19 protein-coding genes and 1 tRNA gene are annotated in these 18,999 nt (G+C 59.9%); 4 read left to right on the forward strand and 16 right to left on the reverse strand.

Annotated elements, in window-relative coordinates; genetic code table 11:
* Nucleotides 1-374 precede the first annotated feature (374 nt).
* The 6 genes from BFP99_RS23360 to BFP99_RS23385 all read right to left on the reverse strand — a co-directional run bounded on the left by BFP99_RS23360 (nucleotide 375) and on the right by BFP99_RS23385 (nucleotide 6,428).
* A complete protein-coding gene (locus BFP99_RS23360; RefSeq protein WP_065927121.1) occupies nucleotides 375-2,117 on the reverse strand; it encodes an ABC transporter substrate-binding protein in 1,743 nt (580 codons plus the stop codon).
* Nucleotides 2,118-2,279: 162 nt separating this feature from the next.
* A complete protein-coding gene (locus BFP99_RS23365; protein ID WP_027607297.1) occupies nucleotides 2,280-2,552 on the reverse strand; it encodes a DUF2160 domain-containing protein in 273 nt (90 codons plus the stop codon).
* A gap of 10 nt (nucleotides 2,553-2,562) precedes the next feature.
* Nucleotides 2,563-3,363: a carbohydrate ABC transporter permease gene (locus BFP99_RS23370; protein ID WP_003174634.1), complete on the reverse strand. Its 801-nt coding sequence runs from the start codon at nucleotides 3,361-3,363 to the stop codon at nucleotides 2,563-2,565.
* 10 nt (nucleotides 3,364-3,373) lie between these two features.
* Complete coding sequence (locus tag BFP99_RS23375; protein ID WP_025858174.1) at nucleotides 3,374-4,240, reverse strand: carbohydrate ABC transporter permease; 867 nt, start codon at nucleotides 4,238-4,240, stop codon at nucleotides 3,374-3,376.
* The gene (locus BFP99_RS23380; protein ID WP_065927119.1) at nucleotides 4,237-5,334 is read right to left on the reverse strand and encodes an ABC transporter ATP-binding protein; all 1,098 of its coding nucleotides are present in this window, start codon (nucleotides 5,332-5,334) and stop codon (nucleotides 4,237-4,239) included. The genes BFP99_RS23375 and BFP99_RS23380 overlap by 4 nt, the downstream gene beginning before the upstream one ends.
* Nucleotides 5,334-6,428: an ABC transporter ATP-binding protein gene (locus BFP99_RS23385; RefSeq protein WP_027607299.1), complete on the reverse strand. Its 1,095-nt coding sequence runs from the start codon at nucleotides 6,426-6,428 to the stop codon at nucleotides 5,334-5,336. Before BFP99_RS23385 ends, BFP99_RS23380 begins: the two co-directional genes overlap by 1 nt.
* Before the next feature lie 262 nt (nucleotides 6,429-6,690).
* Between BFP99_RS23385 and BFP99_RS23390 the strand changes: the two genes are divergently transcribed.
* Nucleotides 6,691-8,508 (forward strand): sigma-54-dependent Fis family transcriptional regulator, encoded by a 1,818-nt coding sequence (locus BFP99_RS23390; RefSeq protein WP_065948332.1) that lies wholly within the window; start codon nucleotides 6,691-6,693, stop codon nucleotides 8,506-8,508.
* On the opposite strand, the gene BFP99_RS23395 is transcribed toward BFP99_RS23390, so the two are convergent.
* From BFP99_RS23395 to BFP99_RS23405, 3 genes are all read right to left on the reverse strand, one after another.
* A complete protein-coding gene (locus tag BFP99_RS23395; protein ID WP_065927117.1) occupies nucleotides 8,505-9,437 on the reverse strand; it encodes a FecR family protein in 933 nt (310 codons plus the stop codon). The genes BFP99_RS23390 and BFP99_RS23395 overlap by 4 nt on opposite strands.
* On the reverse strand, nucleotides 9,434-9,976 hold the full coding sequence (locus BFP99_RS23400) for a sigma-70 family RNA polymerase sigma factor (protein WP_065948333.1): 543 nt from the start codon (nucleotides 9,974-9,976) through the stop codon (nucleotides 9,434-9,436). The genes BFP99_RS23395 and BFP99_RS23400 overlap by 4 nt, the downstream gene beginning before the upstream one ends.
* A 121-nt stretch (nucleotides 9,977-10,097) precedes the next feature.
* Entirely contained in the window at nucleotides 10,098-12,215 is a 2,118-nt protein-coding gene (locus BFP99_RS23405) for a TonB-dependent receptor family protein (RefSeq protein WP_065948334.1), read from the reverse strand.
* 240 nt (nucleotides 12,216-12,455) lie between these two features.
* Here BFP99_RS23405 and BFP99_RS33345 point away from each other — a divergent pair, with 240 nt between their 5' ends.
* The 3 genes from BFP99_RS33345 to BFP99_RS33350 all read left to right on the forward strand — a co-directional run bounded on the left by BFP99_RS33345 (nucleotide 12,456) and on the right by BFP99_RS33350 (nucleotide 13,816).
* Entirely contained in the window at nucleotides 12,456-12,614 is a 159-nt protein-coding gene (locus BFP99_RS33345; RefSeq protein WP_162844266.1) for a hypothetical protein, read from the forward strand.
* A gap of 4 nt (nucleotides 12,615-12,618) precedes the next feature.
* Complete coding sequence (locus tag BFP99_RS23415) at nucleotides 12,619-13,245, forward strand: helix-turn-helix domain-containing protein (protein ID WP_065927114.1); 627 nt, start codon at nucleotides 12,619-12,621, stop codon at nucleotides 13,243-13,245.
* A gap of 64 nt (nucleotides 13,246-13,309) precedes the next feature.
* The gene (locus BFP99_RS33350) at nucleotides 13,310-13,816 is read left to right on the forward strand and encodes a hypothetical protein (RefSeq protein WP_065927113.1); all 507 of its coding nucleotides are present in this window, start codon (nucleotides 13,310-13,312) and stop codon (nucleotides 13,814-13,816) included.
* Nucleotides 13,817-14,069: 253 nt separating this feature from the next.
* Here the strand turns inward: BFP99_RS33350 and BFP99_RS23425 are convergent, their stop codons facing one another.
* The 7 genes from BFP99_RS23425 to BFP99_RS23455 all read right to left on the reverse strand — a co-directional run bounded on the left by BFP99_RS23425 (nucleotide 14,070) and on the right by BFP99_RS23455 (nucleotide 18,920).
* On the reverse strand, nucleotides 14,070-14,339 hold the full coding sequence (locus tag BFP99_RS23425) for a hypothetical protein (RefSeq protein ID WP_065927112.1): 270 nt from the start codon (nucleotides 14,337-14,339) through the stop codon (nucleotides 14,070-14,072).
* Nucleotides 14,340-14,463: 124 nt separating this feature from the next.
* Nucleotides 14,464-15,213, reverse strand: coding sequence for a hypothetical protein (locus tag BFP99_RS23430; protein WP_027607308.1), 750 nt, complete (start codon nucleotides 15,211-15,213; stop codon nucleotides 14,464-14,466).
* 499 nt (nucleotides 15,214-15,712) lie between these two features.
* Nucleotides 15,713-16,345 carry a hypothetical protein gene (locus tag BFP99_RS23435; RefSeq protein ID WP_065948335.1) on the reverse strand — a complete coding sequence of 211 codons (633 nt, stop codon included), beginning with the start codon at nucleotides 16,343-16,345 and terminating at the stop codon, nucleotides 15,713-15,715.
* Between the two features lie 101 nt (nucleotides 16,346-16,446).
* Nucleotides 16,447-16,731: a hypothetical protein gene (locus BFP99_RS23440; protein ID WP_027607310.1), complete on the reverse strand. Its 285-nt coding sequence runs from the start codon at nucleotides 16,729-16,731 to the stop codon at nucleotides 16,447-16,449.
* Between the two features lie 30 nt (nucleotides 16,732-16,761).
* Complete coding sequence (locus tag BFP99_RS23445) at nucleotides 16,762-17,658, reverse strand: hypothetical protein (protein ID WP_065948336.1); 897 nt, start codon at nucleotides 17,656-17,658, stop codon at nucleotides 16,762-16,764.
* Nucleotides 17,659-17,970: 312 nt separating this feature from the next.
* Nucleotides 17,971-18,534: a hypothetical protein gene (locus tag BFP99_RS33775; RefSeq protein WP_235865594.1), complete on the reverse strand. Its 564-nt coding sequence runs from the start codon at nucleotides 18,532-18,534 to the stop codon at nucleotides 17,971-17,973.
* A gap of 295 nt (nucleotides 18,535-18,829) precedes the next feature.
* Nucleotides 18,830-18,920 (reverse strand) — tRNA-Ser (locus tag BFP99_RS23455).
* Nucleotides 18,921-18,999: the final 79 nt, after the last annotated feature.

Below are 18,999 nucleotides of genomic sequence, written 5' to 3' on the forward strand. Positions count from 1 at the left end.
CGCTGGGCTGCGAAGCGGCCCCAATAAGGTCACCGCAGAGTGCCAGAATCAATCGAGGTGAAGGTTTTGGGGCTGCTTCGCAGCCCAGCGCGGGGCAAGCCCGCTCACCACAGAGTTATGTGTGTTACTTTTGGGTCTTTCCAAAAGTGACCCGCTGTAAGAGCGGAACCGTAGGCAGCCGTGACCGCAGCAACGGATATGTACTCGGTCAACTCCAACGACATGGTCGGCCCGAAGGCCGCCACGAAAGTAAGCTGCCCATACTCAGGATTGCCTGACCACCGCGCGTCATCGGTCACAGAGCTGCGCCTTCATGTTTGCACCAAAACAAAACGGCACCTGGGTGCCGTTTTGTGTTCCACGCCCCGGCACGTTTACTTACGCGCTGCCTCCCACTGCTTGAGCAGGTCGCCGTAGGCCACGGTCTCGCCTTTCGGTTTCTCGTTGGCCAGTTTCGGTTTCGGCGCGCCCGGCTGGTCGAACCAGTATTGCGCGTCACGCTCGGGGTTCATTTTCGGGCCGCACACCGGTTGCACCTTGGAGCGCTCCAGGCGCGTCATGATCGCGTCCTGCTCCTTGGCCAGGTTGTCGAGGGCCTGTTGCGGGGTTTTCTCGCCGCTGGCGGCGGCGGCGATGTTGCTCCACCACAGTTGCGCCAGACGTGGGTAGTCCGGCACGTTGGTGCCGGTCGGGGTCCACTCGACCCGCGCCGGGCTGCGGTAGAACTCCACCAGGCCACCGAGTTTCGGCGCCATGTCGGTCATGGCCTGGGAGTTGATATCGGACTCACGAATCGGCGTCAGGCCGACGATGGTTTTCTTCAGGGACACGGTTTTCGAGGTGACGAACTGCGCGTACAACCAGGCCGCGAGTTTCTGCTTCTCCGGCGTCGACTTGAGGAAAGTCCAGGAACCCACGTCCTGGTACCCCTTCTTCATGCCTTTTTCCCAATACGGTCCGACCGGCGACGGCGCCATGCGCCATTTCGGCGTGCCGTCGGCGTTCACCACCGGCAGGCCCGGCTTGGTCATGTCGGCGGTAAACGCGGTGTACCAGAATATCTGCTGGGCGATGTTGCCCTGGGACGGCACCGGGCCGGATTCGGAGAAGGTCATGCCCGCCGCTTCCGGGGGGGCGTAGGCTTTCATCCAGTCCACGTATTTCTGCGTGGCGAACACCGCCGCCGGGCCGTTGGTGTCGCCGCCACGGGTGACGCTGGAGCCCACCGGGTGGCAGTCCTCCACGCGGATGCCCCACTCGTCCACCGGCAAGCCGTTGGGCAGGCCCTTGTCGCCGCCACCGGCCATGGAGAACCAGGCATCGGTGAAGCGCCAGCCCAGGGACGGGTCTTTCTTGCCGTAGTCCATGTGCCCATAGATGCGCTTGCCGTCGATTTCCTTGACGTCTTCACTGAAGAATTTGGCGATGTCTTCATAAGCCGACCAATTCACCGGCACGCCGAGGTCATAGCCGTATTTTTCCTTGAACTTGGCTTTCAGTTCGGGACGCTCGAACCAGTCGGCGCGGAACCAGTAGAGGTTGGCAAACTGCTGGTCGGGCAGCTGGTAGATCTTGCCGTCCGGCGCGGTGGTGAAGGAGATGCCGATAAAGTCCTTGATATCCAGGGTTGGCGAGGTAAAGGCCTTGCCTTCGTTGGCCATCAGGTCGGTGATGGATTCGGTCTTGCCATAACGAAAGTGCGTACCGATCAAGTCGGAATCGTTGACCCAGCCGTCATAGATATTCTTGTCGGACTGCATCTGGGTTTGCAGTTTCTCCACCACGTCGCCTTCCTGCAGCAGGTCGTGGGTCAGCTTGATGCCGGTGATTTCGCTGAAGGCCTTGGCCAGCACCTTGGATTCGTACTCGTGGGTGGTGAGGGTTTCCGACACCACGTTGATCTTCATCCCACGGAACGGTTCCGAGGCTTTGATAAACCACTTCAACTCCTCCAACTGCTGGTCGGCCGTGAGGGTCGACGGCTTGAACTCGCTGCCGATCCATTTCTTCGCCGCATCTTCATACGCATCAGCCCAGGCCGAAGCGCTCAAACCGCTGAGGGCCAGTACGGCGGCCAATGAAATGCTATGTCGCAGCTTATTGTTTTTATTCAACATAGAGACCTCCTGGTTAATTTCAAAAAGGACTACAAACGCCACAACCCTCTGTAGGAGCGAGTTTGCTCGCGAAAAACCCGAGGACACCGCGTACATCCAGAATGCCCGCGTTATCGTTGGCGATTTTCGCGAGCAAGCTCGCTCCTACAAGGTGTCGGGGCACTAGCCCCAACGCATCACACTCAACAGCCATACCAGGGAGAGCGCGGACGCTACCCAGATGCTCCAGTCGGTAACGCCGATCACCAGCAAATGCAGGTAGGCGCTGCCGAGAAGACCGATAAACAAGCGATCACCACGGGTGGTGCTGATCGGCAGGACGCCGCGCCGCGGAATGCTCGGCGAGCGCAGCTCCCAGGTGGTCATGCCCGCCAGAATCAGGGCAATGCCGCCAAAGAACAGTGCAGTGGGGGTGGTCCAGGCCATCCATTCCATCATCGACTCCTCAGACCCGGCCCAGGGCAAAGCCCTTGGCCACATGGTTGCGAACAAACCAGATCACCAGCATGCCGGGCAGGATGGTCAACACCCCCGCCGCTGCCAGCACCCCCCAATCGATACCCGACGCCGACACCGTGCGGGTCATCACCGCGGCGATGGGCTTGGCGTTGACCGAGGTCAGGGTGCGCGCCAGCAGCAGCTCGACCCAGGAAAACATGAAGCAGAAAAACGCGGTCACACCGATGCCGGAGCCGATCAACGGGATAAAAATCTTCACGAAGAACTTGGGAAAACTATAGCCGTCGATGTAGGCGGTTTCGTCGATTTCCTTGGGCACCCCCGACATGAAGCCCTCCAGGATCCACACCGCCAGCGGTACGTTGAACAGGCAGTGGGCCAAGGCCACGGCGATGTGCGTGTCGAACAGGCCGATGGACGAATACAGCTGGAAAAACGGCAGCAGGAACACCGCGGGTGGCGCCATGCGGTTGGTCAGCAGCCAGAAGAACAGGTGCTTGTCACCCAGGAAGCGGTAGCGCGAGAAGGCATAGGCTGCCGGCAACGCCACGCTCAGGGAAATCACCGTGTTCAGGCTCACGTAGTACAGCGAGTTGAGGTAACCGGTGTACCAGCTGGGGTCGGTGAAGATCACCTTGTAGTTGGCCAGGGTGAAATCCTGCGGAAACAGGGTCAGCCCGCCGAGGATTTCGGTGTTGCTCTTGAAGGACATGTTCAGCAGCCAGTAGATCGGCACCAGCAGGAACAGGATGTAGATCAGCAGCGGAATAACCTTGCGCTTGCTCATGTTGGCGGCCTCAGCGGTTGGCGTCGGAGTGGGTCATGGCGGTGTAGAACAGCCAGGACACCAACAGGATGATCAGGAAGTACACCAGGGAAAACGCCGCCGCCGGGCCCAGGTCGAATTGGCCTACGGCCATCTGGGTCAGCGTCTGACTGAGGAACGTCGTGGCATTCCCCGGCCCGCCCCCCGTGAGGACGAAGGGCTCGGTGTAGATCATGAAACTGTCCATGAAGCGCAGCATCACCGCGATCAGCAGCACGCTTTTCATCTTCGGCAACTGGATATGCCGGAACACCGCCCACGCCGAAGCCCGATCGATACGTGCGGCCTGGTAGTACACATCCGGGATCGCTCGCAGCCCGGAATAACACAGCAGCGCCACCAGTGAGGTCCAGTGCCACACATCCATCACCAGCACGGTGACCCAGGCGTCCATGGTGTTGGCCGCATAGTTGTAGCTGATGCCCAGGGCGTTGAGGCTGTAGCCCAACAGGCCGATATCGGCACGGCCGAAAATCTGCCAGATGGTGCCCACCACGTTCCACGGAATCAGCAACGGAATGGCCAGGATGATCAGCACCAGCGACGACCAGCGGCCCTTGGTCGGCATGGTCAGGGCGATGGCGATACCCAGGGGGATTTCGATCAGCAGCACGCAAGCCGAATAGATGAACTGGCGCAGCAGCGAGTCATGCAGGCGTGGGTCGAGCAGCACCTGCTTGTACCAGTCGGCGCCGACGAAGTAGCGGCTGGACTGGTCGAAGATGTCCTGCACCGAATAGTTGACCACCGTCATCATCGGGATCACCGCACTGAACGCCACCAGCAGGAACACCGGCAACACCAGCCACCAGGCCTTGTTGTTCTGCACCTTGTTCATGGCTGCACCTCCAGCAGGTAGTCGTCGGCATACACCATCAGCCACTGCGCGGGAAAGCTGATGGACGCCCTGCCCTCGGGCACCGGTTTGTCTTCGGCCAGGCGCACCTTGAGGGTGGCGCCGTCAAGGTTGAGGGTCATGATCTTGTAGGTGCCGAGGTCTTCGAGGTGAGTGACATCGGCCTGCAGGGCGTCAGGGTTGTACTCGTCCCACACGTGAATGAATTCCGGGCGGATCCCCACCTGCAGCGTCTTGTAGTCGCTGCCGGCAATGCGTTGCTGCAAGGCCTCGGATAACGGCAGAAGCGTACCGGCAAAGCGCACACCGCCGGCCTCGGCCTGCACTTCGATCAGATTCATCCCAGGGCTACCGATGAAATAGCCGACAAAGGTGTGGCTGGGCCGTTCGAACAACTCACGGGGCGTGCCGAACTGCACGATCTGCCCGCCGTACATCACCGCGATCTTGTCGGCGAAAGTCGAGGCCTCAAGCTGGTCATGGGTGACGTAGACCATGGTGATATTGAACTGCTCATGGATCTGCTTGAGCTTGCGCCGCAGCTTCCACTTCAGGTGCGGGTCGATCACCGTCAGCGGTTCGTCAAAGAGGATGGCCGACACGTCATCCCGCACCAGGCCACGGCCCATGGAGACTTTCTGTTTTTCGTCGGCGGTAAGGTTGCGGGCTTTTTTGCTCAGCAGGTTTTGCAGGTCGAGGACTTCGGCAATTTCCTGCACCTTGCTGTGAATTTTCGCCTCGGCCATGCCTTGGTTTCGCAGGGGAAAGGCCAGGTTATCGAACACGGTCATGGTGTCGTACACCACCGGGAACTGGAACACCTGGGCGATGTTGCGTTTTTCCGGGGTGAGGTCATTGACCACTTTGCTATCGAACAGCACCTGCCCTTCGGACGGGCTCAGCAGGCCGGAGATGATATTGAGCAACGTCGACTTGCCGCAGCCCGACGGCCCGAGCAAGGCGTAGGCACCGCCCTGCTCCCACACGTGGTTCATTGCCCGGATGGCGTAGTCCTCAGGGCCGCTCGGCGTGGGACTGTAGCTGTGCGCCAGGTTCTGCAAATGGATCTCGGCCATCAGGCAACCCTCGCGACGCGGCGCCCGGGGGCCTGGACCAAACGGCCCTGGCCATCGAACACAAACAGTTTATGGGTGGGGATGTACACGCGGATCGGCGCGTCGACGTCGTACTCATGCACCCCCGGCAGGTGCAGCACCAGCAGGAAATGCTCGCTGCGCACATGCAGGAAGGTTTCCGAGCCGCTGATCTCGGCGACTTCCACGGTCACCGCCAGTTCGAGGTCGTCGTCGTTGCTCGGCACCAGGCTGATATGGCTGGGGCGCACACCAAAGCGGAATTCGCCTTCGCCGATGGGACGCAGGTCAACGTTCAGCGGGAAGTGCACGAAATTGGCGAAGCTCACCTCGTTACCGCTGATACGCCCCGGCATCAGGTTGATCGGCGGCTCGGAAAACAGCTCGGCGGCCAACACGGTCTGTGGCTGGTGATACACCTCGGCAGCCTTGCCGCTCTGGATCACCCGGCCCTCGTGAAGAATGGTGGTGGTGCCGCCCAGGGCCAGGGCCTCGTTGGGCTCGGTGGTGGCGTAGATGGCAATGGTATGCCGCGCCTTGAACAGCTCGCGCATTTCCTGACGCAGCTCTTCGCGCAATTTGTAGTCCAGGTTCACCAGCGGCTCATCGAACAGGATCAGTTCGGCGTCTTTCACCAACGCGCGGGCCATGGCCGTGCGTTGCTGCTGGCCACCGGACAACTCCAACGGGTGGCGTTGCAGGAATTTCTCGATGCGCAGCATCCGCGCGGTTTCCAGCACCTTGCTCTGGATCAGCTCGTTGGACACACCGGCCTGGCGCAACGGCGAGGCGATGTTTTCGAACACGGTCATGGTCGGGTAGTTGATGAACTGCTGATACACCATCGACACGTTGCGCAGGCGCACCGGTTTGTGGGTGACATCCACGCCGTTCATCAGGATGCGCCCGCTGTCGGGCTTGTCCAGGCCCGCCATCAGGCGCATCAGGCTGGTCTTGCCGGACAGGGTGCGACCAAGCAAGACGTTGAAGGAGCCGGCTTCGAAGCGCAGGTTGGCGTCGTCGATCCAGGTTTGGCCTTCGACGACGCGGGAGACATGTTCCAGGGTCAATGACATGACACGACCTTTTTATTATTGGAATGAATCTGGCCAGTCGTCAGAGCGAGTTTCATGCCAAAAACGGCAGGTGCTTGATCCGCAAGGAAATGGGTGAAACGGGATATTCAGGAGCGAACAGAAATGAACAGGTCTGGCTGAACAACTGAACAATCCGGGGGTTGACAATGAACAGTTATGAACAACACTCTTTGAACCCGATTGACGTGGTTGCATCCGTTGATTGTGCAAGACCCCAAAACAATAAAAAGAAGGTCGCCCCATGGCCGAACCCCTGGCTCACGACACCCTTATCCAGGAATCCTGGCGCCGTTGCCGCGCCTTCGGCCTGGACCACCAGAGCACGCCCAGCTTCGATCAACTGCCCGCCGAGGGCATCAGCCAATTGCTGGAAAGCCAGCATTCCCTGGTGCAGACCACGCACGAGGAAGTCCTGCCCTACTACGAAAACATCCTGAGCAATTCCAACTGCCTGATCATGCTGGCCGACAACCAGGGCCAGGTGCTGACCAGTTGGGGCACCCAGCGCTTTATCGAGCCCAAGCTGGCCCGAGGGTTCAGCGCCGGCGCCAGCTGGATGGAGCGTTCCAGCGGCACCAATGCCATCGGCACCGCACTGGCCTGTGCCCAGGCGGTGCATATCGAACATGACGAACACTTCCTCAAGGCCAACCGCTTCATGACCGGCTCGGCAGCACCGATCTTCGATGCCCAGCGCGAAATCATCGCGGTGCTGGATGTCTCCAGTGACAGCTACCTGCCGCCCTCCCACACCCTGGGCATGGTCAAGATGATGAGCCAGACCGTGGAGAATCGGCTGATCCTCAACCTGTTTCGAGGTGAGCATTTCCAACTGACCTTCAACACCGGCCTGAGCAACCTCGACAGCCAATGGGCGGGCCTGCTGATCTTTGACGAGAGCGGCCAGGTGCTCTCGGCCAACCGCCGGGCCGACAACCTGTTGGGCATCAGCCTGTCGCGGGTGATGATCGACAGTTTGTTCAAGGTGTCGCTGCTGGAGTTGCTCAATCAACCGGAGGGCCTGCCCTTTTCGTTGCAGGCGGCGGGACGCAATCGCTTCCAGTGCCTGCTGAAGCGACCGAAGCAGATGCCGGTGCAGGCCCGCGTGTTCAGCGAACCCGTTGCGCCAAAGCCCGCCGCGATTGGTTTGAAGACCCTGCACTTTGGCGATGTGCGCGTGGAAAAAGCCGTGCGCCAGGCCGAGCGCCTGCTGGAGAAGGACATCCCGCTGCTGATCCACGGCGAAACCGGCGTGGGCAAGGAAGTCTTCGTCAAGGCCCTGCACCAGGCCAGTTCCCGCAGCCAGCAGGCGTTTATCGCGGTGAACTGTGCGGCGATTCCCGCCGAGCTGGTGGAATCGGAACTGTTCGGCTACGAAAAAGGCGCGTTCACCGGCGCCAACCAGAAAGGCAGCATTGGCCTGATCCGCAAGGCCGACAAGGGCACGCTGTTCCTCGATGAAATCGGCGATATGCCGCTGCCGACGCAAGCGCGCCTGTTGCGGGTATTGCAGGAGCGTTGTGTGCAGCCGGTGGGCAGCAGCGAGTTGTTCCCGGTGGATTTGCGCATCATCTCGGCCACTAACCGGGCCTTGCGCGAGCAGGTCCAGGCCGGGCGCTTTCGCGAGGACTTGTACTACCGCATCGGCGGCCTGACCCTTGAATTGCCACCGTTACGCGAGCGCAGCGACAAGCGTGCGCTGTTCCAGCAACTGTGGCAGCAACACCGGGAGCCAGGCCAGTGGGCCGGGCTCAGCGCCGAGGTGCTGGCACTGTTCGAACAGCACCCGTGGCCCGGCAACCTGCGCCAGGTGAGCAGCGTGTTGCAGGTGGCACTGGCGATGGCCGAGGAACAGCCGATCCGCCCGGAGCATCTGCCGGACGATTTTTTTGTCGATTTGAACGTGACGGCGCCACTGCCCGACAGTGAACACCTGGATGCCAGCATCGACCTGACCCAGCGCTTGAAGGCCGCTGGCGGGAATATTTCCCACCTGGCGCGGGAGCTGGGGGTGAGCCGCAACACCCTGTACAAGCGCCTGCGCCAGAACGAACGCTAGCGCGGCTTGACCACCACCAGCAGGTCGGTGAAGTACTCCACCTGGATCGGCAGGTTATCCGCCAGGGTCGACAGCGCCGCCGCCGTGTCATCCAGCTTGAACACCCCCGTCACCCGCAGGTTCTGCAAGGCCTGGGGGTCGAAGCGCAGCAGGCCGTGGCGGTAGCTGGCCAGGGTTTGCAGCACTTCGCTCAGGGGTTGGTCGTTGACCTTGAGCAGGCCACGGGTCCAGGCGTCCGGGTCGGTGTCGTCGGTGGCCTGGGGCGATTGGGCGCGACCATGGTCGAGGATCGAACGCTGGCCGGCAGTGACCTTGACCCCTTCGCTGCTGTCCCCTTTGACTGCCACGGTGGACTCGATCACCGTCACCACCGTCGTGCCGTCTGGCGCGCGCTTGACCAAATAACGCGTGCCCAGTGCCGTCGCCGTGCCTTGGTCGGTACGCACCACGAAGGGCCGCGTCGCATCCTTGGCCACGTCGACCCAGAGCTCGCCTTGCAGCAGTTCGATCACCCGTTGGTGGCCGTCGAATTTCACGTCCACCGCCGAGTTGCTGTTGAGTTGCAACTGGCTGCCGTCTTCAAGGACGATCTGGCGCCGCTCGCCCACGTCGGTGCGCTGGTCGGCCATCCACACCGGCAGGTGCGTAAGGCCCAGCCAGCCGCAGAGTAATACGCCGAGCACGCCCATCGCCTGGGCACCGCGCGCGCGACGCGGGGCAAATGCGCGGTTCAGGGCCACGCGTGCGGGTTGTGCAGGCAAGGCGTCGAGGCTTCCCCACAGCGCGCGCATGCGGTCGATGGCGACGGCGTGACGAGGGTCTGCCTGGCACCAGGCGTTGAAGGCCTGACGCTCGGCGTCGCTGACCTCGTCGTCGTGCAGGCGGGTCAGCCAATTTGCCGCTTGCTGGATGATCTGTTCGGAGTTCATGCCAGCGGGTCTGCCGCGTGCAGGCTGTGATAGCAGTGCACCAGGGCGCTGGAGATGTAGTTTTTGACGGTACTGGCAGACACGTCCAGGCGCGTGGCGATTTCGCTGTAGGTCAACCCGTCCAAGCGACTCAACAGGAAGGCTTCGCGGGCCTTGGCGGACAAGCCGGCAAGCATTTCGGCGATGCGTTCCAGGGCTTGCAGGGCGATATGGATCGCGGCCGGGTCGGGCATGCCGGCGTCCTCGCTCTGGATCACCAGGGCTTCCATGTAGGCTTTTTCAATGCGTCGACGCCGGGCGCCATCGATCAGCAAACGCCCCGCCGTGGTGGCCAGGAAGGCCCGGGGTTCCTGGATATTTTGCGGCTCGGCCAGCATCAGCACGCGGATGAAGGCATCGTGGGCCAGGTCGGCGGCGTGCTGGGAACACCCCAGTTTTCGGCGCAGCCAGCCCTGCAACCAGCCGTGGTGCTCGCGGTACATCGCCGTAAGGGTCTGCTGACGCACTGAATCGCCCAGCGCGGCCGGAATGTCATGCATGCGCAAAAGAGTCTCAAATGGGAAGAGTTACCAATTGCGCAAACAATGCCAGTAAAACGGTGTAGGAGCAAGGCCCTCCCCGTCGCAGCCCGCTCGCCACAGGGGGCTGGATAGCTGCGGCTTAGCGCCAGCTCCATGAGACACCGGTGTAGATCCCGCGTCCGTCCGCCGGGGTGGAGCGTGCGACATCCAGGCCCTTGTCGTCGTAGCCCGGCGTGACGGTGTTGGCGTAGCGGCGGTTGGTGAGGTTGCGCAGGTCGACCCAGGCTTGCCAGTCCTGCTTGGGTGCGTCGTAGCCGAAGGTCGCGCCCAGAAGGGTGTAGGACGCGGCGTAATAGGAATTGGCGTAATCCACCGCCACCCGCGAGGAATGCTCGGTATTGAGGCTGGTGTAGAAGCCCGTCGGGTGGCCGTAGCGCAGTTGCGCCTGATAGTAGTGCTGGGGGATGCCCGGCAAGCGGTTGCCGCCGAAACGGTCGTCGTCGCGGTAGTGGAAGTCGCTGAAGGTATAGGCCTGGCGCAGGTCGAGCTTACCGCTGCGGCCGCCGTCCCACAGCGGGCTGAGCAGGCCCAGCTCCACGCCCTGATGCACGGTGGGGCTGGCATTGGATTCGGCGACGATGGCATTGCTGGTCGAGGTCTGGGCCTGGGTTTCCACGGTGAGCAGTTCGTGGCGCACTTCGGAGCGGTACAGCGCCAGGTCCCACTGGCCGAGCCATGCGTCGCCACGGCCACCGATTTCCAGAGTGGTGGCAGTCTGGTTTTTCAGGCTGACGCCTTCGCGCTGTAATCCAGTGGCCGGGCCGCTGCCCGCTGGAAAGTATTTGTTGGAACCCCAGATCATCGACCACGCATGCGGCGGCTCGACCGAGCGGCTCAGGTTGCCGTACACCTGCAACTGCGGGGTGAAGTCATAGCGCAGGCCGATGCGCGGTGCGTAGTCCCAGTCATGCTGGCTGAGCGGCGCCTGGCCTTCGGGATAGGTGACCTGGGTTTCACGGCGGGTGTAGATCGCGGCCAGGCCGGTGGTCAGCCACAGGTCCTGGACCAGCTCCAGGTCATTGCCGATATGCAGCACGGTGTCTGACCCCAGGTAGCTGTAGTCGCGGGTCTTGGTGCCGGGGGCATAGGTTGCGGTGTTGCCGGCTGGCGTGCGCACGTATTCCGATGTGCCGTTGTTGGGCATCGCCTGGGTGGTGCGCAGGCCGAGGGTGGTTTTGCTGTCGTGGCCGAACAGCGTGTCCTGGCGGATGTAATTCAAGGTGCTGCTGATATCGGTGTAGGCCACCTTGAGTCGGTTGGTGCCTTCGCGCAGGTCCATCGGGTAATCGTGATAGGCCAGCCCGACTTCCAGGCGCGAATTGTCGTCCAACTGCAAGGTGGTCTTGTTGGCGATCCAGGTGGAACCCGGTTGCAGGCGCTTGGAATCGCGGGCAGCGTTGAGACTGTTGGCGGCACGCGGGTCGTGGCTGATCTGGGCGCGGGTGAGTTTGCCGGGGGTGTCGTTGGTGGTTTCGCGGTAGCGGAAATAGAAGCGGGTTTCCAGGTCCGGGTTGAAGCGGTAGCCGAAGTTGGCGGCCATGCCCTTGCCGGTGGCGGCGCTCTGGCGCTGGTAGCCGTCGGATTCCGAGTCGGTGAGGCTGATGTAGTAGTCGGCATCCCCCAGCACCTGGCCCGAACTGATCTCGCGCTGGGCATAGCCACGGCTGCCGGCTTCATAGCGCACTTGCAGCTTGGGCGCATCGTAGCCGGTATGGGTCACGTAGTTGACCGCGCCCCCCAGAGCCAACGCGCCTTGATCAAAACCGTTGGCGCCACGCAGCACCTCGACGCGGCTTTGCCACAGCGGGTCCTTGAGTTCATAAGGGGTGCCGCCGGGGCCGGTCAGCGGCAAGCCATCGAACATTTCGTACAGCCCTGAAGCATGGGCGCCTGGGCTGCGGTTCAGGCCCGAACCACGAATGGACAGCTTCACCCCTTCATTGTTTGCCGCCTTGGCATACACCCCAGGCTGGTACTTGAACACGTCTTCATTGGTGCTCACCCGCCCCTGCTGCACGCTGCTCATGTCGATGTAATTGGTAGCACCGGGCACGCTCTTGAGCTGCGCCTGGGCGACTTCGCCGGCGCCGGCCTCGGGCGTGGTAACTTCGACCGGCGCCAATTGCAGGTCTTCGGCGTGCACCAGGGAGCTAAAGGTCAGGGCGGCGAACAGGAACGGAGGTGGGCGCAGCAGCATGGGCGGATCCTTGGAATTCGGGGGCGTGAAAGGCTGGGCCGTCACGCGAACAGTGATGGGAAGACAACGATGCCCGCCAAGTCACGCCTTAATAACGGACCAGACGCTTCCCACAACAGCGTCGGACCGGATTTATTTTTTAAGTCCAAAATCGAATTAATACATGCAAACTCAGTATTTAAAGAAATAACCAGTACGCATTACTGTGGAGCCATCGAGTCACCTACGAGATCGCCTCCCATGCCTGCATCCGCCACCGTCATCGACTTTACCCTCCACCGCAAACGCCGCCAGGCACGTGCTGCGGCCGAGTTGATGTGGGCGATGTACGCAGCGCGCGCAGGGTTGGCGGTGTTTACCACCCACGCCGCAACGCCCAGCGATACACGCCGGGCGTAGGCCAATGAATTTCCTGCATGTGATTCCCGAACCGCCCGAACCGCTGCCCAAGCCCAACACCGATGACGATGTGATCAGCCTGTGCGTTGCGCATAACCTGCAACGCCTGCGCAGCAAACGGCACTTGTCACTGGACGCCCTGGCACGCGCCTGCAGCGTGAGCCGGGCAATGCTGGCGCAGATCGAATCCGGGCGCAGCGTGCCGTCGATCAAGGTGTTGTGCAAAATTGCCAAGGGCTTGAAGGTGTCGGTGGCGGCGTTCCTGGAAGACCGCGCGTTCGAAGGGGTGGAAGTGTTGCCGGCGCAGCAGAGCAAGCGACTGGTGAGTGCCGATGGCGCGTTTATCAGCCGCGCATTGTTTCCCTACGATACGGCACGCCAGTCCGAGTTCTACGAGATTCGCCTGCGGGCACTCGGCGAGGAAGTCTCCCAAGGCCACGGCCCGGGCATCCAGGAAAACCTGGTGGTGGCCCAAGGCGTACTGGAAGTCAGCGTCAATGACGAGCGCTACCTGCTGTCCACCGGCGATTCAATCCTGTTCTACGCCGACCAGCCCCACCGCTACCGCAACCCGGCGGACAGCGAAGCCGTGGCGTTCCTGGTGATCACCTACCCCGAGCGGCTGGACTAATCACGGCAAAAAAAACGCCCCGACTTATCGGGGCGTTTTTTCATCGCGCGGGACCTGTCAGCAGGTGCAGCACATCATCGGCATGCCGTTGCAGCTCATCATCATGGGCATGGCGCAGTCATTCATCATTTTGTTCATGAGCATGCAGCAGTTGTTCATCATGTCCATGCTCATGCCCGGCATCGGCATCATTTTGCACATCATGCCGTCAGCCATCATGGTGCATTCCATGACGCACTTCATCATCGGCATCGGCATGCCCATCATCGGCATCATGTTCATGCCGGTCATCATGGCCATGGCGTCGGCCGACATGCACATCATCGACATGTTGGCGCACTGCATCATCATCGGCATGCCGCAGTTCATCATCATCGCCATCATTTCGGCATTGGTCTTGAACTGGGCCATGTCCATGCCGGCTGCCGGCTTCATGGTGCACATCATGGCGTCAGCGGCCATTTCGCATTTCATGGTTGCCATCATCATCGGCATGCCCATCATCGGCATCATTGGCATGGAGGTGTTCATCGGCATCTGCATTGCATTCATCATGTTCGAAACTCCGTAATCGACAGGAAATGGCTAGGTTCTGGCGCCGATTCTAGAGAGACCGGAGGGCTGCGCAAGACGCCGGCAGAGCAGCAGGAATGGGTGTTCCCAGGCACGCTTAGTCGAACAAGACAGCTGTATTTTGCGTGATAACAGTGATTAGGACGCTATTGCGTTACTTATATCCGTTACCTTGCGGATATGGACGTCATGGATATTCGATTGAGGAATCTCGTCCAATCTTAAGGAAATAAACGGTCTAACGGATGACGCTAGCCGTCGGGCTTTTCCAGCGACTGCATCAATTCATCGGCCTCCGACCCTGGTGGTAGCCTGAACCCATGCATTTCATCAGTGGCCAGAATTTCCCCCAGAGCAGCGAGCAACTGCGCCTCTGTCGGCGAGTCTCGCAGCAATTTATGCGCGGGCAGCAACAGCTCAGAGGGAACGCCGTGAACGCTCGCGGCGTCGATCACAGCAAAGAGGATAAAGCGCAGGCGTATTTCGCGGTCCGTCGGCCAAGCCGTTTTTCGCTTACCCAAGGTAGGGCCTCGTTTTTTCAGAAAAATCCGAGGCTATTGCGCACAGGGAGGTGTTTCAAGCATCGGAATGCAAGATAGGCCGCTTCCTACATCCAAAGCAGAAACAGCATACCGAACAACCCAATTACTGCACGGGCAGGAAATTCATCAGCAACAAGCTTTGTGCATAGTTAAGGCCAATACGGCGGTAGCGCTCATCGAGCATCTGGGTCAACAGGTCCAGACGCGCAACAATCTTGCCGAATTCGACGGCGAAACTCAGGTTGCTGCCCTCCTCCGAGATCTCATTGGAAAACAGGAGCAGGACACCGTTTGCATCCTGACGCTTGCTGAGCAGCCAGGTGGCCTTCTCGATATTGCGCGCGGCATTGCTGACGAACTGCGGGTTGATCGAGTCGGTAATGTAGAACTCGGTACGCCCACCGTGGGCGGTCACGATCATACTGCCGATGGCATAGATAAACGCCCCGACCCGATCGCCCTGAAACTCAGGGCTCAAGGAGTAGCTCAGCGCCGCCAGGTCGCGACGCTCCCCGAGGGCGGGTAATGAGCGGCGCTGCTCAATGGCCAGGCGGATCTCCCGCGCAGCGCTCACCGCATCCGGATAACCCGACTGGCGCCACTGGTTGGGGTTACGCAGGTAGAGCTTGTTCATGAGCAAATACAGGCTTTGCAAGTTGTCGCGCATGCCCAGGGTCGCCATGCGATCGACACTGGTCTGAAAGAATTCATCGGGTTTGCCATCACTGAACTGCTTGGCGATGTCCCGCCCCTGCTGCTGGGTACAGCCACTGGCGCAGAGTATCAACACCACGGCCAGCCACAGGGGCCGAGGCACTCGTCGAGTCTTGAATAAAAGTAACGTGCGATCCATCGGCACCCGATCTGGTTCTTTTGCCCACGCGGGAAATCGGCAGGGCTGGGACAAAGATAGATTGGATAAATGAAAAAAAGTGCAATGGGTTGGGCATTTAGTTGTAAGCAGAGCCCGCCGGGGACTGAATCGGCCCAATCGTGAAAGATTCGTTTCAGGGCCTATACTCCATGGAACAGTTGCGAGTGTTGTGGGCGATCCAGGGAGGATCTACATCGCGTATGGCACTTCCCCCGCAGCTGTACAGGAGGGTCGCACAGATGAAACATCCCATTCGAGCTCAGATTTTTGTCCAGGTGATATGCCTGCTTTCGGTGGCTCAGCTTTTCTGCTGAGCCATGGGTCACTGCCTTTAAGATCAGCTGCGAGTGTGGCTGGGGCAGTTTTCGCCCTGTATTTGGGCCCATCAACTTAAATGCCATTGCTGCCGCAGTAGCGTTCGCGCGGGTTTCAAGCGCGGACGGCCCGACACTACGCGTCTGGTATTAACGCGAATGTTTCATTTATCCAGATTCACCAGCTCGTGCATCCGCGCCCCTATCATTCCCCGCAACCATTCAGCGTGAAACGCCATTTCGTCCAGAGAGATACCCTCACCCAACCGATATTCGAAAACCTTGTCCTTGGGTACCTGACCCACGAGGTGGAAATGCCCACAGCGATCAAACCGGGCGAGGACGTAGGGGCAGACGTAAATGATGTTGCTGAATGGCACCCGCACTTCGTAGGGCCTGCGGCCACGACGGATAACCGTGAGGCTAAGCAGTTGCTGGTTTTCATCGAACGTGAAGGCCTCCACATGAGGCGTAGAGGCCATCCAGGCAAACATCGCACCGATGAGCACTGCGGTACCGAGCATGAACAGGATGAGCGCCGACGTCGTAAAACTCGATTCAGCGCTGGGCGGCGTGCCCTGCAGCGCTCCGAGCCCGGCCAGGAGCAACATCACCAGCCCATAGCCCGGCAACAGCATCAGTAGCGCAATGTAGAACCCCAGGATCCCCCGACCACTGCCGCCAACGCTCGGTAGATCCGGGCCGTAATACCAGGTGGGTGGGTGCGCGACAGGGCTTCCAGTGCTTGGCGCTCCGGGAAGCGTGGCGACGAGGTGAGGTGGGTCTTGACGGTTCATCCAACAGGCTCCAGGGGTTGCAGCGTTCAATAATGGGCGAAAAGCCAGGAACCTTTGCGTTCCCCTCAAACCGTTAGTTGGACGCCCGCCTACGGGCGGCCTTACTTGAGCAGGGCAATCACCGCGCAGACAATCATGATCGCCAGCGCCGGCCACTGCATGGGCATGAAAAAGAAGTGATGGCGCACGCCATCTTCATGCACCTGCCGATTCAGGACAAAGCCCAGCACGGTATTGATGGCCGAGCCAATCCCCACACCCATCAACAGTTGCATCAGTGAGGTATTGCCGGGTTTGACGCTGGGGTCGGGCCACACCCCCATCAGCAGCAACACCATGGCCACCGGCGTGAACAGTGTCAGCCAGCCTGCGCCGCGATAGATCATCGTTTAATCCTCATGAATGACACGATTGGCTCAAGCCGGTTCGCGTGCTTGCTCTTCAGCCGCAAACACGGCATCGAGCGTGTTGAGGAACAGGTCATGGCTCAGAATGCCGGTGGCGATGGTCGACAACACGGGTTTGCCGCTCTCGTCCTTGATCACCACCTTTTCGGTCCAGGCGTTGAGGTCGACGGTACGCAGCGACGACATCGGCACCTTGCGCCCTTGGTATTCGAGGAGATCCTGGCTCACCACAATCGGCGTCGTGGTGATTTTGAGGAAGTTGCCGCTGACGCGCTTGCCCCAGACCTGCCCGGAGCTGATGCAATTGAACCTGACTGCCCCACCCGACTCCAGCGTCGCCAGCACCCCCGGCAGACGTGCACGTACGTGCAGCTCACGGACCAACCGCTGGAAATCGTGAAAACCCTTGAGGCTCTCGATCACTCGATGAAACGGCTCCGTGGCATTACGACGGTAGGCCACGTTGGTGATCATGCCGGTCAGCACAGTTTGCCCGGAGCCAAACAGATACAAGTCATCGATCTCGGCAAAGGCGGTGTATTCACGCTGATCGTTGATGATGCGCTCGATACCATGCTCATACACGTCGTAACGCGGCGCACGCAGTTTCCTGTGCCAGGCGTAAGCGGCAAATACACCCAGCCCGAGAACCGCCAGCAAAGCGCTGGTGGCGTAAATCAAGGTATGGGGGCTGCTGAAGCTGAAGGCCATGCCACGGGACGTCTGGAGGCTGACCGGCCCTTCATTGCCCGGTGGCAGGATCGTGCCCAGATACAACACAAACCCGGCGAGACCTAACAACACAACGCCAAATATCAAACTGAAAATCAGAAAACCCTTGCCGTGACGGAAACTGGCGATCAGTTCGCCGGTGGCGGAAGGCGCTTGGGAGGGGGATGACTGCATAACGCTTGCGTCCTTGTAATGGGGTTGCGCGCACCGCTGTTTATGCGGGGCCGATTGAACCCTGCCGTCATTGGGCGGGCTTGGCACGGCAGGTTGGAACATGGCCCATTAACATCGTTCCCCGTGCATATGGGTTAATGCCAACGGGTTCACAACGTTCGCGACATTGGGGCCGGAAACACGAAAGCCCCGCTAAGGCGGGGCTTTCGTTTAAGTCCTGGCGGGAAACCACGCCTGGGACCCTCGTCATCTTTCGGACAGTGCAGCGCTTGTTTCACCAGCTGGCAAAAGACGTCCCCGGACGTGGAATCATTATCGGGCTTGGCGAAGCACAAGCTCCGACAGACGGGTCTTAACTCGGAAGCAGAACTCACGAATTTGAAATTGATAAGCGGGCATAACCATGTAGTTTAAATCGGGACCCAATGAGTCTTTAATTTCCATGTATTTGGCAGTCTTGGCAGCAATGGCCTGGTATTGCGCCTCGTATTTATCGTAAGACGCTTTGTTGTAGACCTTTAAAACATCCAGTTCTTTACGGCATTGCTCAGCGCGATTTTGGTTCAAATTTGTTTCTGTTTCTGACTGAGCAGACTCCAGAGAAGCTGCTTTTGGGGCGTCAGCACTGGCGTTCGCAGGTGCAGCCTCGTATCGCACAGTCCACTTTTCTGGAGTCGAAGGTGCGACCTCAGGCGGTGCTTCCCGGACGACGGCAGGAGGTGGAGTCACATCAGGTTTTTCGGGAGTTTTCGTAGCGCATCCAGAGAGGGCAAGCCCTACCACTACAACGATGCCACACATTTTATCCATCGGTTCCACCAAGAGGTAATTACGGATGGCTGAGTCGTTAGGTTCTGGGTAAAAGTAATAACTCATTCAATGATCGAGTGTAATTTTTCTACCAGCCTCAAGGCGCTCAGCCTCTCTTCCTTGAGTGCGCAGATGAACGATAGTAGTAAAAAAATAAAAAGATGACGAGCAAAAGCTGACTGGAAAAACCACGAATTAAATGAGCCAGTGGAAGTGGCTTCAGTTGCTTGATTCAGGTCCCGGGCTGCATCGGCAATCATCAGTATTGGCTGCGCGAGTCTGCTACAGGGCACAGTAATCAGAAGATCGCCAAACCCCAGAAACGCAAAAGCCCCGCATAGCGGGGCTTTCGTTTGAATCTTGGCGGGAAACCAGGGATTCGAACCCTGGGAACGCTATTAACGTTCGCCGGTTTTCAAGACCGGTGCATTCAACCACTCTGCCAATTTCCCTTGTGCATCACAGGATTAGGGTAGCCCATCCTGTCTCAGCGGGCGCCATAATACCCGAATGAAACACACTGTCAAACTC

The organism is Pseudomonas sp. 1 R 17 (genome assembly GCF_900067035.1).
Classification (GTDB): domain Bacteria; phylum Pseudomonadota; class Gammaproteobacteria; order Pseudomonadales; family Pseudomonadaceae; genus Aquipseudomonas; species Aquipseudomonas marginalis.

Coding starts and splice junctions, on each gene's coding strand:
- BFP99_RS23395 (WP_065927117.1), bottom strand. CDS start 9,437: ATGAACTCCGAACAGATCATCCAGCAAGCGGCAAATTGGCTGACCCGC.
- BFP99_RS23435 (WP_065948335.1), bottom strand. CDS start 16,345: ATGAACCGTCAAGACCCACCTCACCTCGTCGCCACGCTTCCCGGAGCG.
- BFP99_RS23375 (WP_025858174.1), bottom strand. CDS start 4,240: ATGAACAAGGTGCAGAACAACAAGGCCTGGTGGCTGGTGTTGCCGGTG.
- BFP99_RS23445 (WP_065948336.1), bottom strand. CDS start 17,658: ATGCAGTCATCCCCCTCCCAAGCGCCTTCCGCCACCGGCGAACTGATC.
- BFP99_RS33345 (WP_162844266.1), top strand. CDS start 12,456: ATGCCTGCATCCGCCACCGTCATCGACTTTACCCTCCACCGCAAACGC.
- BFP99_RS23440 (WP_027607310.1), bottom strand. CDS start 16,731: ATGATCTATCGCGGCGCAGGCTGGCTGACACTGTTCACGCCGGTGGCC.
- BFP99_RS23370 (WP_003174634.1), bottom strand. CDS start 3,363: ATGAGCAAGCGCAAGGTTATTCCGCTGCTGATCTACATCCTGTTCCTG.
- BFP99_RS33775 (WP_235865594.1), bottom strand. CDS start 18,534: ATGAGTTATTACTTTTACCCAGAACCTAACGACTCAGCCATCCGTAAT.
- BFP99_RS23400 (WP_065948333.1), bottom strand. CDS start 9,976: ATGCATGACATTCCGGCCGCGCTGGGCGATTCAGTGCGTCAGCAGACC.
- BFP99_RS23380 (WP_065927119.1), bottom strand. CDS start 5,334: ATGGCCGAGATCCATTTGCAGAACCTGGCGCACAGCTACAGTCCCACG.
- BFP99_RS23430 (WP_027607308.1), bottom strand. CDS start 15,213: ATGGATCGCACGTTACTTTTATTCAAGACTCGACGAGTGCCTCGGCCC.
- BFP99_RS23405 (WP_065948334.1), bottom strand. CDS start 12,215: ATGCTGCTGCGCCCACCTCCGTTCCTGTTCGCCGCCCTGACCTTTAGC.
- BFP99_RS23385 (WP_027607299.1), bottom strand. CDS start 6,428: ATGTCATTGACCCTGGAACATGTCTCCCGCGTCGTCGAAGGCCAAACC.
- BFP99_RS23365 (WP_027607297.1), bottom strand. CDS start 2,552: ATGGAATGGATGGCCTGGACCACCCCCACTGCACTGTTCTTTGGCGGC.
- BFP99_RS23360 (WP_065927121.1), bottom strand. CDS start 2,117: ATGTTGAATAAAAACAATAAGCTGCGACATAGCATTTCATTGGCCGCC.
- BFP99_RS23415 (WP_065927114.1), top strand. CDS start 12,619: ATGAATTTCCTGCATGTGATTCCCGAACCGCCCGAACCGCTGCCCAAG.
- BFP99_RS23390 (WP_065948332.1), top strand. CDS start 6,691: ATGGCCGAACCCCTGGCTCACGACACCCTTATCCAGGAATCCTGGCGC.